13 protein-coding genes are annotated in these 13,553 nt (G+C 60.5%); 8 read left to right on the forward strand and 5 right to left on the reverse strand.

Annotated features, from left to right (window positions below; genetic code table 11):
• Positions 1–120 precede the first annotated feature (120 nt).
• Positions 121–393, forward strand: a complete 273-nt coding sequence (locus HT585_RS15085; RefSeq protein WP_176353701.1) for a hypothetical protein — start codon at positions 121–123, stop codon at positions 391–393.
• 468 nt (positions 394–861) lie between these two features.
• On the opposite strand, the gene HT585_RS15090 is transcribed toward HT585_RS15085, so the two are convergent.
• The 4 genes from HT585_RS15090 to HT585_RS15105 form a co-directional block, all read right to left on the reverse strand.
• Positions 862–2,277, reverse strand: a complete 1,416-nt coding sequence (locus tag HT585_RS15090; protein WP_176353702.1) for an LLM class flavin-dependent oxidoreductase — start codon at positions 2,275–2,277, stop codon at positions 862–864.
• Between the two features lie 172 nt (positions 2,278–2,449).
• On the reverse strand, positions 2,450–3,106 hold the full coding sequence (locus tag HT585_RS15095; protein ID WP_176353703.1) for a methionine ABC transporter permease: 657 nt from the start codon (positions 3,104–3,106) through the stop codon (positions 2,450–2,452).
• Complete coding sequence (locus HT585_RS15100) at positions 3,087–4,157, reverse strand: methionine ABC transporter ATP-binding protein (protein WP_176353704.1); 1,071 nt, start codon at positions 4,155–4,157, stop codon at positions 3,087–3,089. The genes HT585_RS15095 and HT585_RS15100 overlap by 20 nt, the downstream gene beginning before the upstream one ends.
• Before the next feature lie 79 nt (positions 4,158–4,236).
• Positions 4,237–5,085 carry a MetQ/NlpA family ABC transporter substrate-binding protein gene (locus HT585_RS15105; protein ID WP_176353705.1) on the reverse strand — a complete coding sequence of 283 codons (849 nt, stop codon included), beginning with the start codon at positions 5,083–5,085 and terminating at the stop codon, positions 4,237–4,239.
• A 607-nt stretch (positions 5,086–5,692) separates the two neighbouring features.
• On the opposite strand from HT585_RS15105, the gene HT585_RS15110 reads away from it, so the two are divergent.
• The 3 genes from HT585_RS15110 to HT585_RS15120 all read left to right on the forward strand — a co-directional run bounded on the left by HT585_RS15110 (position 5,693) and on the right by HT585_RS15120 (position 9,743).
• Positions 5,693–7,639: a non-ribosomal peptide synthetase gene (locus HT585_RS15110; protein WP_176353706.1), complete on the forward strand. Its 1,947-nt coding sequence runs from the start codon at positions 5,693–5,695 to the stop codon at positions 7,637–7,639.
• Positions 7,640–8,017: 378 nt separating this feature from the next.
• The gene (locus HT585_RS15115) at positions 8,018–9,352 is read left to right on the forward strand and encodes a tlde1 domain-containing protein (RefSeq protein ID WP_246707692.1); all 1,335 of its coding nucleotides are present in this window, start codon (positions 8,018–8,020) and stop codon (positions 9,350–9,352) included.
• 124 nt (positions 9,353–9,476) lie between these two features.
• Positions 9,477–9,743: a DUF2277 domain-containing protein gene (locus HT585_RS15120; protein ID WP_176353707.1), complete on the forward strand. Its 267-nt coding sequence runs from the start codon at positions 9,477–9,479 to the stop codon at positions 9,741–9,743.
• 94 nt (positions 9,744–9,837) lie between these two features.
• Here HT585_RS15120 and HT585_RS32195 read toward each other — a convergent pair whose 3' ends face one another.
• Positions 9,838–10,251, reverse strand: a complete 414-nt coding sequence (locus HT585_RS32195; RefSeq protein WP_176353708.1) for an AsnC family transcriptional regulator — start codon at positions 10,249–10,251, stop codon at positions 9,838–9,840.
• Positions 10,252–10,500: 249 nt separating this feature from the next.
• On the opposite strand from HT585_RS32195, the gene HT585_RS15130 reads away from it, so the two are divergent.
• The 4 genes from HT585_RS15130 to HT585_RS15145 all read left to right on the forward strand — a co-directional run bounded on the left by HT585_RS15130 (position 10,501) and on the right by HT585_RS15145 (position 13,542).
• A complete protein-coding gene (locus tag HT585_RS15130; RefSeq protein WP_176353709.1) occupies positions 10,501–11,274 on the forward strand; it encodes a transporter substrate-binding domain-containing protein in 774 nt (257 codons plus the stop codon).
• 191 nt (positions 11,275–11,465) lie between these two features.
• Complete coding sequence (locus tag HT585_RS15135; RefSeq protein WP_176353710.1) at positions 11,466–12,128, forward strand: amino acid ABC transporter permease; 663 nt, start codon at positions 11,466–11,468, stop codon at positions 12,126–12,128.
• Positions 12,125–12,781: an amino acid ABC transporter permease gene (locus tag HT585_RS15140; protein ID WP_176353711.1), complete on the forward strand. Its 657-nt coding sequence runs from the start codon at positions 12,125–12,127 to the stop codon at positions 12,779–12,781. Before HT585_RS15135 ends, HT585_RS15140 begins: the two co-directional genes overlap by 4 nt.
• The gene (locus HT585_RS15145; RefSeq protein WP_281410682.1) at positions 12,778–13,542 is read left to right on the forward strand and encodes an amino acid ABC transporter ATP-binding protein; all 765 of its coding nucleotides are present in this window, start codon (positions 12,778–12,780) and stop codon (positions 13,540–13,542) included. Before HT585_RS15140 ends, HT585_RS15145 begins: the two co-directional genes overlap by 4 nt.
• The last annotated feature ends 11 nt before the right edge of the window (positions 13,543–13,553 follow it).

Consider the following 13,553-nt stretch of genomic DNA (forward strand, 5'->3'; position numbering starts at 1 on the left):
GGCAAAATCGGCCGCGGGGAGAGCCGATCTGCGTGTGTCTGTTGTGATTGGGGAACCTTTCGCAGCTTGCGATGTTGAACTCCCATGAGCTTGTGATCTCGCAACGCCACGGAGACGCAGATGAAATTGGAGAAGATCGGCAGGGCGAGGTTGAAGCTGCGCCTACCTCTCTATCGACATGTTCTGGCCGACTTGAAGAGCCGTTCTTTGAGCGAGATTTTCGTCGCCTATGCCGAAGCGTCAATGCAGCTTGATGCCCTGCGGTCGAGTGATCACCCTGACCAGTCCTTGATTGAGGAATACGAGCGAACCTGCAGGGAGATCGAAAACAGCATCGAACCGTACCTGCGCATGTTTCGACCACCCCTGACCATGGGTGGTCGCTCAGGGTAGACCGCGGAGAAGGACGACACTTCCATGCGACCGTTCCGGCTGCACTACCGGGCCGTCATCATGTCCCAGCTTGGCCGGAGCGAGCCCGAGGCTGGACAAGAACGTGCCTCGCCGATGGAACTCACACGCCTCACGGGCGTTACTCCACCGGAGGTGCAGTCATGTCCAAACATACCCCTGAGCGACGTTTGAATCCGCAACCGCCCAAACCTGTGTTCGATGTTGTGGAACATTGCGTCCGGCACAGCATAAACAGCAAGGAACAGGGAAAGCTGCTTTCCCTATTGGGAAGGTTCGCGAGCAGACATGAGCTCGAAACCAACGCCCCGTCAAAACCGCCGCGCTTTCGCTGAGCGATATGCGGAAACTGTCAGGCCAGTGCGCGAGAGCCGAAGCGGCTCCGTTGTTCCCACTGCTGCGCGAATGAGCGTAGCGCGGCGACCGGCGCGAGCTGAAAACAACCGCCCGTCAGGCGTTCACCGTCTTTAGCACCGCCACGCCACTAGCGTCGCGCTGCTTCACCGCTTCGATATCGCGATAGCCGTCTGCGGGGTGAGCCTTGGGCAGATATGGACCTTCGCCGAAGAGTTTTTCGCGCAACGTGCCCGGCCTGTACGTCGTGGGATAGGCTCCGCGCTTTTGCAACTCTGGCACGATGTGCGCGACGACGTCCTCGAAACTGTCCGGCGTCACCGCATAGGCAATGTTGAAGCCATCAACATCCGTGTCGTGCACCCATTCCTGCAGGATGTCGGAGATACGGGTCGGCGAACCGACGAACACCGGGCCCATACCGCCGATACCGCCGAACTGGGCGAGTTCGTCGATGGTCCAGGACTTGTCGCCGCCGGCAATATGCTCGACGAAGGAGTGGATCGCATTCGTCTCGATCTTTTCGACGACGTCGGTCGGGGCGTACTGGCCGAAATCGATACCGCTCCAGCCCGACATGAACGTCAGTGAACCGTCGTAGGAAACGTAACTCTTGTAATCCTCGAACTTCCGCTGTGCCTTCTCTTCAGTCTCGTCGGTTATGATCGTGATCAACGTGTAGATATAGACTTTCTTCGGGTCGCGGCCGGCATCGGCGATACGTTGACGGATATCGGCGACATAGGCCTTCAGCACGGACTTCGTCGGTGCTGCCACGAAGATGCATTCCGCATGGGCTGCGGCAAAGGCCTTTCCGGGGCCAGAGGCGCCAGCTTGATAAAGCACTGGCGTGCGTTGCGGCGACGGCTCCGTCAGGCCATAGCCAGGAACCTCGAAGAACTTGCCCTTGTGAGCGATTTCATGGACCTTTTCCGGATGGGTGAAGACGCGCTTGTTTCCGTCGCGCACCACCGCGCCTTCTTCCCAAGATCCTTCCAGTAGTTTGTAGAGCACCTCGACATATTCGGCGGCGACCTCGTAGCGATTGTCGTGCTTGCGCAAGCCGCCCTGTCCGACATTCTTCGCACCGCTTTCCAGATAGGACGTGACAATGTTCCAGCCCAGCCGGCCCTTGGAATGGTGGTCGGCCGTCGCAAGGCGCCGGGCGAACGTATAGGGATGCTCGAATGAGGTGGAAGCCGTGAGGCCGATGCCGAGATGCTCGGTGGCAAGAGCGATGGGCGCTACGAGCTGCAGCGGATCATTGACCGGAATCTGCGCCGCCTGATGGATGGCATGATAGTTCGAGCCCTTGTAGACGTCGTAATAGCCGATGACGTCGGCGATGAAGATACCGTCAAAAACGCCGCGTTCCAGCGTGCGGGCCAGATCCTGCCAATAGTCAAGGTCCTTGTACTTCGAGGACTTGTCGCGCGGATGCGCCCAGAGGCCCGGCGACTGATGGCCGACACAGTTCATATCGAAGGCGTTGAAACGGATGTGACGTGTCATGGCATTCTCCAGCACATTGACCGTCATGCTGGTCCCCATCCTATGAATTAAAGATACAATCCATAAATTACGTGAACTACTTCTGCGAAACAGAGAGAATTTTCCAATTCCAGACGGGAGACAGAAATATTAGCACTGCCGGCCGGCGCTTCGAAGGCCGCCAGCCCCTTCCTCAGTTGCGATGGTCGAGGCGGGCAACGAGCCGGTCGCCGAGCCACTGGATGCCGCAGACGAGCACGATGAGAACGGCAACGACCGCGATCATGACCGCGGTCTCGAAGCGCTGGTAGCCGTAGCGGATGGCAAGGTCGCCGAGCCCGCCGGCGCCGATCGCACCGGCCATGGCCGAGGCGCCGATGAGAGTGACCAATGTCACGGTGAAGCCGGCGACGATGCCGGGCATTGCCTCCGGGATCAGCACTTCGCGGATGATGGTCCAGCGATTGCCCCCCATGGCACGCACGGCCTCGATCAGCCCGCGCTCTACCTCGCGCAGCGACACTTCGGCGATGCGGGCGTAATAGGGCGTCGCGGCGATCGCCAGGGGCACGATTGCCGCCCAAGTGCCGATCGATGTCCCGACGATCACGCGCGTCACGGGAATAAGCGCCACCAGCAGGATGATGAAAGGCACGGAGCGGAAGCCGTTGATCACCGCACCGAGCGCGCGATTGACCGCGAGGTTCTCCGCAATGCCACCGCGCGCGGTCGCCACCAGTGCAAGCCCGATCGGCAGACCGAAAACGAGCGAGATGAGGCCGGAGGCAGCCGTCATCACGAGGGTTTCCCAGAGCGAGCGGACGAGAAGTTCAAGCATGATCGGCGACATGGCCGAGGACCTCCACCTGTGCGCCGAGGCGCTCGACAAAAGAAACAAGACCTGCCGTCGAGGCTGCCGGCAGGGCGATGAAGAAGCGCCCTACGGGCTGCTTCTGGATATGGTCGACGCCACCATGGATCAGTCGATACCCGCCCGGAAACGCCTTCGAAAGGTCCTGGAAGAGCGGGCCGGTCGCGGCGGGCCCGGCGATGTCGATGCTCAGCACCACATCGCCGGGCCCCTCCGATAGAAGTGTCTGAGCGATATGGGCCGGCAGTTGCGGACGGATGCCGCTCAACAGGCTCTTCGTCGTTTCCGCCTTTGGCGTTGCGAACACCTGCCAGACCGGCCCTTGCTCGACGATGCGACCCGCGTCGATGACGGCCACGCGGTCTGCGATATTACGCACCACCTCCATCTCATGAGTGATGAGCAGGATCGTCAGGCCGAGCTTGCTGTTGATGTCCTTGAGAAGCGCCAGGATCGAACGTGTCGTCTCGGGGTCAAGGGCCGACGTCGCTTCGTCGGACAAGAGCAGAGCCGGGCTCGCCGCCAGCGCCCGGGCGATGCCGACACGCTGTTTCTGGCCGCCGGAAAGTGCTGACGGATAGGCCCTCGCCTTGTCGGACAGACCGACCAGCTCCAGTAGTTCGGCCGCCCGCGCCAGCCGCTTTGCCTTCGGCCACCCCTCGATTTTCAGAGGCAGCGCCACGTTTTCCTCGACCGTCTTGGCCGACAGCAGGTTGAAGTGCTGGAAAATCATGCCGATGCGACGCCGGAGCGGTTGCAGCGCGGCCTCGCCAAGGCCGGTAATCTCGCGGCCTTCGATCTCGATGCTACCTCCATCCGGCCGTTCGAGGCCGTTAAGGCAGCGAATGAGCGTCGATTTTCCCGCACCGCTTCGCCCGATGATGCCAAGGATTTCACCCCGTCTGACGCCGAGCGAGACCCCGTCGAGGGCAGCCGTCTCACCAAAGCGACGGCGAACGTCGGCAAGCCGGATGACGTCGCCGCTATCGGCAGTCGTTTCGGCCGGCGTCCACGACACATGTCTGTTCATTCTGGTTCCCTTCCGGAAACGCCGAGACAGCCCCCATGGCCCTGGCCATGGGGGCTGTCTCGGCTGCTCTTCACATGCCTCAGTAGGCGCTGATGCCCGTGCCCTTGTAGACACGATCGAACTCGGCCTTCACGACGTCGTTCTGGTAGGCTTCGATAAGCGGCTTCACCCAGGGCTGGTCCTTCGATTCCTCGCGCACCGCAATGAAGTTGCGGTAGGGATTGTCGGCGACCGGCTCCTGTGCGATGCGGTTGTCCGGCGTCAGACCGCTTTTCAGAGCCCAGTCCGTGTTGACGACGGCGGCATCGAGGTCATCGACCGACCGACCGACGATACCGGCGTCAAGCTCCTTGATCGCGACATTCTTCGGGTTCTCGACGATATCGGCAATCGTCGCCAGGATGCCGGTTCCTTCCTTGAGCTTGATCACGCCCTCGTTCTGCAGGACGCGAAGCGCGCGGCCCTCGTTGGATGGATCGTTCGGCACGCCGATGACGGCACCCTCCGGCAGATCCGCAATCTTGGCGTGCTTCTTCGAATAGAGGCCGATCGGCCAGACACCGGTGTAACCGACCGGAACGATCTTGTAGCCGTGCGCCTTGATCTGGTTTTCGAGGTAGGGAAGGTGCTGGAAGGCGTTTGCATCGACGTCACCGCGGGCAAGCGCCTCGTTCGGCTGGGTATAGTCATTGAAGACCACGGTCTCGATGGTCAGGCCTTTCTTGGCGGCTTCCGCCGTCACGGCGCGCCAGACGTCCTCGTCTTCGCCGGAGATGATGCCGACCTTGAGCTCCTTCTTGTCTTCAGCGACCGCGGGTGCAGGCGCAGAGAGGCTAACGGCAGTGACCGCGGCCGCAGCAAAAGCGGAAAGGGCGGCGCGGCGTGAAAGGAGTACGGTTTCCAGGAGGCTTGTGCGGATCTTCGACATGGTGATCTTGCTTTCGCGATTGGGAGGATCAACTTCGAAACACGATTGTTTCTGCCTCAAAAATCGCAAATGCCGCCTTTGTGAACAACGAATGGCGATTTATGGAGGGTCAGGAACGGGAACTTTCCCTATCGCCCTACTCCACCTCGGCGAAATATATTTTCTATCAAATTTATCGACTAATAAGATTTTCAGCGAGACCGAACCAGGTTGCGTGCGTTTGCGGGCTGGATTGTCGGAATGACCGCATAAGCGCCCGGACGGCAATCTGGCCAACAGGCTTGTGGCAACGAACCACCGACTGGCAGACACCAGGATTACTTCAAGCGCGATGGCGTGCCGCACCCTTCGACAACAGCATGGTTTCTTTTCGATCCGCGGCCACCCCATTACACATATAATCTATATAACCTATAGTCTTTTTGTGGATTGGGATTGATCCCTTTGATCGCCTGGCGCCGCACTCGCTATCCCAATGATCAACTGTTCATCTTTTGCCGCCGTGGAATATTGGCATTCGACGTCGCCGCAGCGTTCAGGCCGCCCTCGATAGGCGAAAGACGCCCAGGAACATTTCCGGCAAGTTCGAGACGAACAGGAGACGACGATGAACGAGGTCCGAGTTCCCAAACCCAGTGACCAGGTCGAAGCATCGGAAAGCGGGGCGGGCCGTTCCCCGGCAAAGCTCCACTACAATCGGGACAGGTCCCTTCAGGATTACGTCCGCCAGCATGCAAGCGCCGCGCCTGAGGCAACCGCCATCGTCTTCGACGATCGGTCGGGGAGCTATGGGGAACTTGACCGACTGTCCGATGCTCTTGCTGCCCACCTTGTGGCAGAAGGTGTCGGTAAGGGCGATATCGTCTGCCTCTTCGTGCCCCGCTCGCTTGACAGCGTGGTAGCGATGCTTGCCATACTGAAGGCGGGTGCCGCCTACCTGCCGCTTGATACGACGTTTCCCGTCGAACACCTGACCTACGTGATCGGCGAATGCGCGCCGACGATAATATTCGTCGACGGGTGCACGCTGGGAACGATGCAACTGGTGGCGGGTACGCGAGGCAAGATCTTGGATCTCAAGGCCACGATCGAGCGTCTTGCGGCGCTGGATGCCCGAGTGGCGCCCGCCATTGACGTCGGCGGAGACGATCTCGCCTATGTCATGTACACCTCAGGGTCGACGGGCCGCCCCAAGGGCGTCGCGATACCGCATCGCGGCATTGCCCGTCTGGCGCTCGACCAGACCTATGTGGAGATCAGCAGCGCTGACGTCGTGCTGCACGCCGCCACCATCGCCTTCGATGCCTCCACCTTCGAAGTCTGGGCCGCATTGACCAATGGCGCCTCGATAGCGGGCCTGCCGGACGGCACCTTTTCGATCGGTCGCCTGCGCGACGTCATCCGCGACAGCGCAGTCACGGTGTCGCTTCTTACGACGGGTCTGTTCAATCTGCTGGCCGACTTCGCATCCGGACCGCTGCCTTCGCTGCGCCATATGCTGTTTGGTGGAGAGGTCGCCTCGGCTGAACATGTCAAACGGTTCCAGACCGCTCACCCGCATTGCCGATTGACCAACTGCTACGGCCCGACGGAAATTACGGTTCTTGCCAGCACCTTCGATATACCAGCCGGATTCGACGGCAAGGACGTGGCGATCGGCAGCGCCGTGAACCACACCGGCATCCTGATCGTCGACGGCGATCACAAGCCGGTGGTCAACGGCGTCGAAGGAGAGCTCCTGCTGATCGGTGATGGCGTAGCAATCGGCTATTTCAAGCGTCCGGAACTGACGGCGGAACGCTTCGTCACGGTCGAGACGGAGAGCGGTACTGTGCGCGGTTATCTCACCGGCGACCTGGCTCTCCTCGACGCGCATGGCGTCGTGATTTTCAAGGGGCGCAGGGACAGGCAGATCAAGCTCAACGGCAAGAGGATCGAGCTCGACGAGATCGAGGCTGCACTCAGGCGCGATCCGCGCCTCGCCGATGGTGTGGTGATCTGCCAGGATCTCGGCCCTCTGAACAGGCGTATCGTCGGCTATCTGTGTCCATCCAAAGGCACAACCATTGCCGATGCCGAGCTCAAACGCGGCGTCATGGAAACGTTGCGCACCACCCTGTCGGCCTACATGATCCCCAGCGTGGTGATGGTTCTCGATCAGCTCCCGCTGCACCAATCCGGCAAGGTCGACCGCAGCAGACTGCCGCTGCCGGCAGATGCCGCTGCGGTCGATCCAGTACCGGCCGCGAACAGCACCGAACGGCTACTTCTGGAATTGTGGCGCAATGTATTGGGCATCCAGGCAGTGGAACTGGATCGCAATTTCTTTGATCTCGGAGGAACATCGCTTCAGCTCATGCGGGTGCAGGCAGCGTTGGAGATGAGCCTTGGCCGCGCGATCGACGTGATCGCGCTGTTCCAGTATCCAACGATCCGGGACCTCGCGCGCTACATCGACGGCAAGGCAATCATGGGCGCCCGGGCGATCTCGGTCGCCGAGCGGGCATCTTTAAGGCGCAAGACATTGTCGCATCTTCGTAGGGCCGAACCATGAGGGGCGCCGAGCCGGCTGTCGGGCTTTCCTCCCAGTCTTATTTCACCAAGGACATTCTTCGTCGGATACGTTGAGCGGTTGGGTCTTCCTTGTCCCGGACGACCGCGAACTCCATCCCGCAGTCGACGCCCATTGACATCAAACACCGGTGCTCGAAACACCGGTGCTCGCCTGACCTGCGGGGACGCGGTGTCGATGAGATCGTCGCGCAATTCCGATGGTTTGGATCGATCTTGGTCTATGGAAAGCAAAATTTAACCATACTTGTTCATTCTTTGTCGATCCGTCGTCAAAAAGGGACAATCCGGGAAATCGCGCAGCGGTGGTCGCTTGTCGGCCTGAGAGCGTTTGCGAAATTTACTGGCTTGAGATGCATTGTTGAATAAGGTCGTTCGTCCACAGTCTTTGCGCCGTCTGCTGCGCCCACTGCTGATCACCTGTTGCGGCATCGCCCTTGCCGGCGCGGCTGCGGGATCCGTGGCCGGTGCAGTCGCGATGGGCAGCTTCTTCGGTCACGGTTCGGGCACCTTCCTGCCCAAACCAAAGCTCTACACGGCGCAGCAGAAAAAAGAGCGCTCGTGGGTCAAGCAGGCGCGGGTCGAACAGACGCCGAGGCTGATCGCCGCCGAGGCTGAGCCCGTCGTCCTCGCAAGCCTTGACGGCGCCGAAGGGAAACGCCCCCGCAGTGCCGATATCTTTGGCGATGACCAGACCAATGGCAAGGCAGCGCGGCTTTCCCCCGGTGGAAAGCAGACTGCATTGACATCCGAGCAGCTCGTCCGCCATTTCAAGGCATCTCATTCAACCTCGCCAAGCCGCGCGATCGCCGGGATTGATGCACCTGCACCGGAACGGTTCGGGCCGCCGCTCGCCGGCGCGATCGACAAGCCCCTTGTCTCGCTGGCCTACGCAGGTCCCTCCAAGGGCGCTTCGGGCAGCGCTGTTTTCTCGGCTTTGCTGACGGTCCCTTTGGAAGACGACATCGCGGCCTCGCAGGAGCCGAACGCCGAAGATGAGGTCCTTGCCCTGCCAGATTATGAGGATACGCCGTCCTCGGGACCGATGCCGCAGTTCCGTCCCGGCGGCGTCCAAACCCAAAAGCCTGCCGCCGAAACGGAAAAGCCCGAAACCAGGCGTGCCAGAGCCGACGCCGTACCGAAGGCCGATGAGCGGGAAGCGCCAAGGCAGCAGGAGCTTGCCTTTGTGCGGCCGAACAATCCGGCAGAAAACAGATCCGGCGGTGGCCTCGGGGCGCTGCGCAATCTGTTCGGTGGCGGAACCCGGGCAGGAAATGGCGTCGCCGTCTACGACATCTCCGCGGCGAAGGTCTACATGCCTGACGGCAGTGTGCTCGAGGCCCATTCCGGCATCGGAAAGATGGCCGACAATCCGCGTTACGTGAATGTCAAGATGACCGGGCCGACCCCACCGCACACCTATAATCTCAAGATGCGCGAGACGCGCTTCCACGGTGTTGAAGCGATCCGCATGTTGCCGATCGACGGCAGAAACAAGCACGGCCGCGACGGCTTCCTGACCCACAGCTACCTCTTGCGCGGCGGCCGGGCGGAATCACATGGCTGCGTCGCCTTCAAGGACTATCCGCGTTTCCTCACCGCCTTCAAACAGGGCAAGGTCAGGCAGATCGTCGTGGTGCCGAGCGGCGGACGTGCAGCCGGAATGCAAATGGCATCAAACGGCAAGAACACCTGACAGGCAGCGCTCGCCAGTCGCTTGGGTGAAGCAAGGCATGACGACAGGCTCTTCCGCAGGCGAAGCGTGGGCATTAAGATCTCGACTTCCAGAGGAGCGAGAATGAGAGGCGCGGGAGCCAGTCATGTGCCGAAACATAAAACCCCTGTTCAATTTCGATCCGCCTGCGACTGACGAGGAGATCCACGACGCCGCAGTGCAGTTCGTGCGCAAGCTCAGCGGAACGACCAAACCGTCCAAACGCAATCAAGCGGCCTTCGAGCAAGCAGTCGCTTCGATTGCGGCCTGCGCCCGGGAATTGCTCGTCACGCTCGAGACGTCCCACCCCCCGCGCAACCGCGAAGAAGAAGCAAACAAGGCCCGCGCCAGAATGGCGGCCCGCTTCGCCTGACAGGCGACCATTGTTCGATGGTGGTGCACCAGTCTGCCTGAGGCAATGTGCTTCTCCACGAGGTCCTCGTGCGGACGGGCGAAGGCGTGGCCGCTCACGCTGGCCCGAGCATCATAAAGGTTTCGCTTTTCGAGACGCCATCGATTGCCCGAACCGTTGAGATGAGCTCGTTCAGCTCCGACATGGTCGAAACCTCGATCTCCGCGATTATGTCCCAGACTCCGTTGGTGTTGGACACGGCAGCCACCCCTGGCAGACGCTTTACGGCCGATACTGCCGGCCGTGGCGAACCGTCTATCATGATCAGGATGAAGGCCCTGATCAGATCCTTGCTGATGTCGTTCTTCAGGCGGACCGTGAAGCCCTTGATCACTCCATCGGTGACAAGGCGATCAAGCCTCTTCTGCGCCGTTGCGCGCGCAACCCCGAGAAGCTGTGCCAGTTGCGGCACCGAAGCTCTGCCGTTGATGCGCAGTTCGGCAATGAGCCGTCTATCGAGATCATCCACCGAATACTTCCTATTTCGTCATTCTGACTACTATTTCGGCAGAAATGGGGAAATTCAAGCACTTTGTATTCTTTTTTGTTCTCCCCAACCGCACTACGAATCCCTCATCGAGACAGAGCAGCCGGAATAAAGCGGGACCAGACAAGACAGCCCGGCTTCACGCCCTGTCGACCGATCCATGCCTTGGGAATTGCCGCCGCAATCCACGCGATGATCCGTGATGTCGGCTCGAATTGGGAGATGATACAGATGAAATTGAACCGCGTTTTTTCTGCCGTGATGGTCGCCGCCGCGATCTGCATGCCGTTCACCGCCGCCAATGCTGATGATCTGCAGAAGATCGAGGGGACCGGCAAATTGTCGGTTGCTCTCTCTGGCGTCTTCCCCCCATTCAGCTTCGTCGACGAAAGCAACAAGGTCGTCGGTTTCGACGCCGATATAGGCTCGGAAATCGCCCGCCGGCTGAAGGTCGAGCCGAACATCGTGACAACCGCCTGGGACGGCATCATCGCCGGTCTCGTCACCGGCCGCTATGACACGATCATCGGCTCCATGAGCATCACCGAAGATCGCAAGAAGGCCGTCGACTTCGTCGGCCCCTACTACCGTTCCGGCCTTGCCGTCTTCGTTCGCAAGGGTGCCGGCGTCGCCAGCGTCGACGAGCTGAAGGGCAAGACCATCGGCGTCACGCTCGGCGAAGCCGCCGAGAAATGGGCACGCGACCAGAACACGTTCGAGATCCGCACCTACAAGGGCCTTCCCGAAATGCTTCTCGACCTCGGTGCGGGCCGCGTCGATGCCATCGTTGCCGACGACGTTCCCGTATTCGTGGCGATTGCCAAGAGCAACGCGCCGATCGAACAGATCAAGGACGACAAGCTTCCGCGCTACGACATCGGCATCGCGATCCGCAAGGACAATCCAGCGCTCGCCGCTGCCATGCAGAAGGCACTGGACGACATGATGGCCGATGGCACCTACGAAGCCATTTCTAAGAAGTGGATCGGCCGGGACATTCGTTGATGGGATCGGCCGGGACACGAGATGTGTCTCGGCCCGCCTACATTCCAAAGGAATGGCGGTGTTCGGCTTGACGAGACAGTCCGCCGCATCCGTCGAGTCTGGTAGCTCCAAGGCAGGTCACCTTAGGGAGCCGCTTCACGCGGCCCTTGCAAGGCGGCGCACGCCCGCGAGCCTCGCACGCAGAGGCAGGAATGGATTTTCAACTGATCGGGCGAATATTGCCCCATATAGTCGAAGCGTCGTTGCTGACGGTCGGCCTTACGATCTGTTCGCTGGCGCTCGGCCTTGTCGTCGCCGCTAGCGTGGTCGCGGGACGCTTCTCCAGGATGACGCCGATACGCTGGCTTGCGACGGCCTATGTCAGCGTCATGCGTGGCACCCCCCTCCTGGTTCAGCTCTTTATCGTCTTCTTCGGCGGTCCGCAGTTCGGGCTGGAGCTGACGCCGTTCATGGCCGGTGTGCTGACCATGGGGTTCAACATTGGCGCCTACATGTCGGAGGGTATCAAGGGCGCCATCATCGCCGTCGACAAGGGACAGGGAGAAGCGTCGCGTTCGATCGGGTTCGGCCGCTTCGATACCATGCGCCTCTTCATTCTGCCGCAAGCAGCCCCCCTGATGATCCGGTCGCTGGGCGTCAACACGGTAATTCTGTCGAAGAGCACAGCGCTTGTGTCGACGATCGGCGTCGTCGAACTGACCTACTCGGCACAGCGTTTCGTCACGTCCACCTACAAGCCGTTCGAAGTTTTTGCCGTTTCAGGCGCTGCCTACATTGCAATCGTCGCCCTGATTTCACTGATCGTGCGCGGCACAGAAAAGCTGTTCGATGCCGACAGGAGGGTCGGAGCATGACACTCGATTTCGGCGTGGTGCCGTCCTACGCGCAGCTTCTGTTCACCGGTCTGCTCTGGACGATTTTCATCACCGTACTGGCGGGCTCCATCAGCATCCTGCTCGGCATAGCCATCGCCACCACAACGCTCTACGGGCCAAAGCTTGCAAGCCTGCCGGTGCGCCGCATCACCTTTCTTTTCCTGGGCACGCCGCTGCTGCTGCAGCTCTATCTGCTCTACTACGGCCTATCGCAGGTGGGCGTCATGCTTCCCGCCTTCTGGACCGGGGTGGTTGGGCTTGGCCTGCACTACGCCGCCTACAACGCGGATATTTTCCGTGCGTCGCTGCACGCCGTCGATCCCGGGCAGGCCGAAGCGGCAAGATCATTGGGGTTCAGCCGCGGCGCCACCCGGCGCCTCTTCATCATGCCGCAGGCCATCGTGACGGCGCTACCGCAGGTCGGCAACAACAGCATCATCCTCCTGAAGGACACAGCCGTCCTCTCGGTTCTTGGCATCGCCGAACTGGTCCTGAACGCGCAGCGTGCGATCAGCGAGACCTACCGACCCTTTGAATTCTACTTCACCGCAGCTCTTCTCTATTACGTCGTCAATCTGGCGATGGAATTCCTGTTGGGCATTGCCGCCCGGAAAGCGGAGGAAATCCGATGACGACACAGACTCCCATGATCGAACTGCGGCAAATCCGCAAATCCTACGGCAGCCACGAAGTGCTCAAAGGGATCGACCTCAGTGTCGCGCGCGGCAAGATCGTTTCCATCATCGGCCCGAGCGGTTCGGGAAAAAGCACCCTGCTGAGATCCATCAACATGCTGGAGGAAACATCCAGAGGCGAGATCTGGCTTGACGGCCATCAGGTCAACCGACCGTTGAAAGGGCGCGCGTTCGAGAGCCACATCAACCATATCCGCCGGGAAATGGGCATGGTGTTTCAACAGTTCAATCTCTTTCCGCACCTGACCGTCCTGCAGAACATCACGATCGGGCCGATGCGGCTCAAGGGGCTGACCAAGGCCGAAGCCCTTGACCGGGCCAACGCCCTCCTTGCCAAGGTCGGGCTCTCGGAAAAGGGAAATGCTTACCCCGCACGGCTCTCGGGTGGCCAGAAACAGCGTGTCGCTATCGCCCGCGCGCTTGCGATGCAGCCGAAGGTCATGCTGTTCGACGAGGCGACCTCGGCGCTCGACCCCGAACTGGTCGAGGAGGTCAACCAGGTCATGAAGCAGCTTGCCGCCGAACACATGACCATGCTGATCGTGACGCACGAGATGCGGTTTGCCGCCGAAGTGTCCGATCACGTGATGTTCATGGATGCCGGCGTGGTAATCGAACAGGGAGAACCCGCTCAGGTTCTTTCCGACCCGTTAGAGGAGCGCACACGCGCTTTCCTTCGCAAGCACCTCTCGAATTGAACGACGGAGAA

The sequence above is a fragment of the Ensifer oleiphilus genome (assembly GCF_013371465.1).
Lineage (GTDB): Bacteria > Pseudomonadota > Alphaproteobacteria > Rhizobiales > Rhizobiaceae > Ensifer > Ensifer oleiphilus.

What these genes read in the sequence shown, in the direction of transcription:
- HT585_RS15085 (WP_176353701.1), top strand. Translation starts at nt 121, where the DNA reads ATGAAATTGGAGAAGATCGGCAGGGCGAGGTTGAAGCTGCGCCTACCT.
- HT585_RS15090 (WP_176353702.1), bottom strand. Translation starts at nt 2,277, where the DNA reads ATGACACGTCACATCCGTTTCAACGCCTTCGATATGAACTGTGTCGGC.
- HT585_RS15095 (WP_176353703.1), bottom strand. Translation starts at nt 3,106, where the DNA reads ATGTCGCCGATCATGCTTGAACTTCTCGTCCGCTCGCTCTGGGAAACC.
- HT585_RS15100 (WP_176353704.1), bottom strand. Translation starts at nt 4,157, where the DNA reads ATGAACAGACATGTGTCGTGGACGCCGGCCGAAACGACTGCCGATAGC.
- HT585_RS15105 (WP_176353705.1), bottom strand. Translation starts at nt 5,085, where the DNA reads ATGTCGAAGATCCGCACAAGCCTCCTGGAAACCGTACTCCTTTCACGC.
- HT585_RS15110 (WP_176353706.1), top strand. Translation starts at nt 5,693, where the DNA reads ATGAACGAGGTCCGAGTTCCCAAACCCAGTGACCAGGTCGAAGCATCG.
- HT585_RS15120 (WP_176353707.1), top strand. Translation starts at nt 9,477, where the DNA reads ATGTGCCGAAACATAAAACCCCTGTTCAATTTCGATCCGCCTGCGACT.
- HT585_RS15130 (WP_176353709.1), top strand. Translation starts at nt 10,501, where the DNA reads ATGAAATTGAACCGCGTTTTTTCTGCCGTGATGGTCGCCGCCGCGATC.
- HT585_RS15135 (WP_176353710.1), top strand. Translation starts at nt 11,466, where the DNA reads ATGGATTTTCAACTGATCGGGCGAATATTGCCCCATATAGTCGAAGCG.
- HT585_RS15140 (WP_176353711.1), top strand. Translation starts at nt 12,125, where the DNA reads ATGACACTCGATTTCGGCGTGGTGCCGTCCTACGCGCAGCTTCTGTTC.
- HT585_RS15145 (WP_281410682.1), top strand. Translation starts at nt 12,778, where the DNA reads ATGACGACACAGACTCCCATGATCGAACTGCGGCAAATCCGCAAATCC.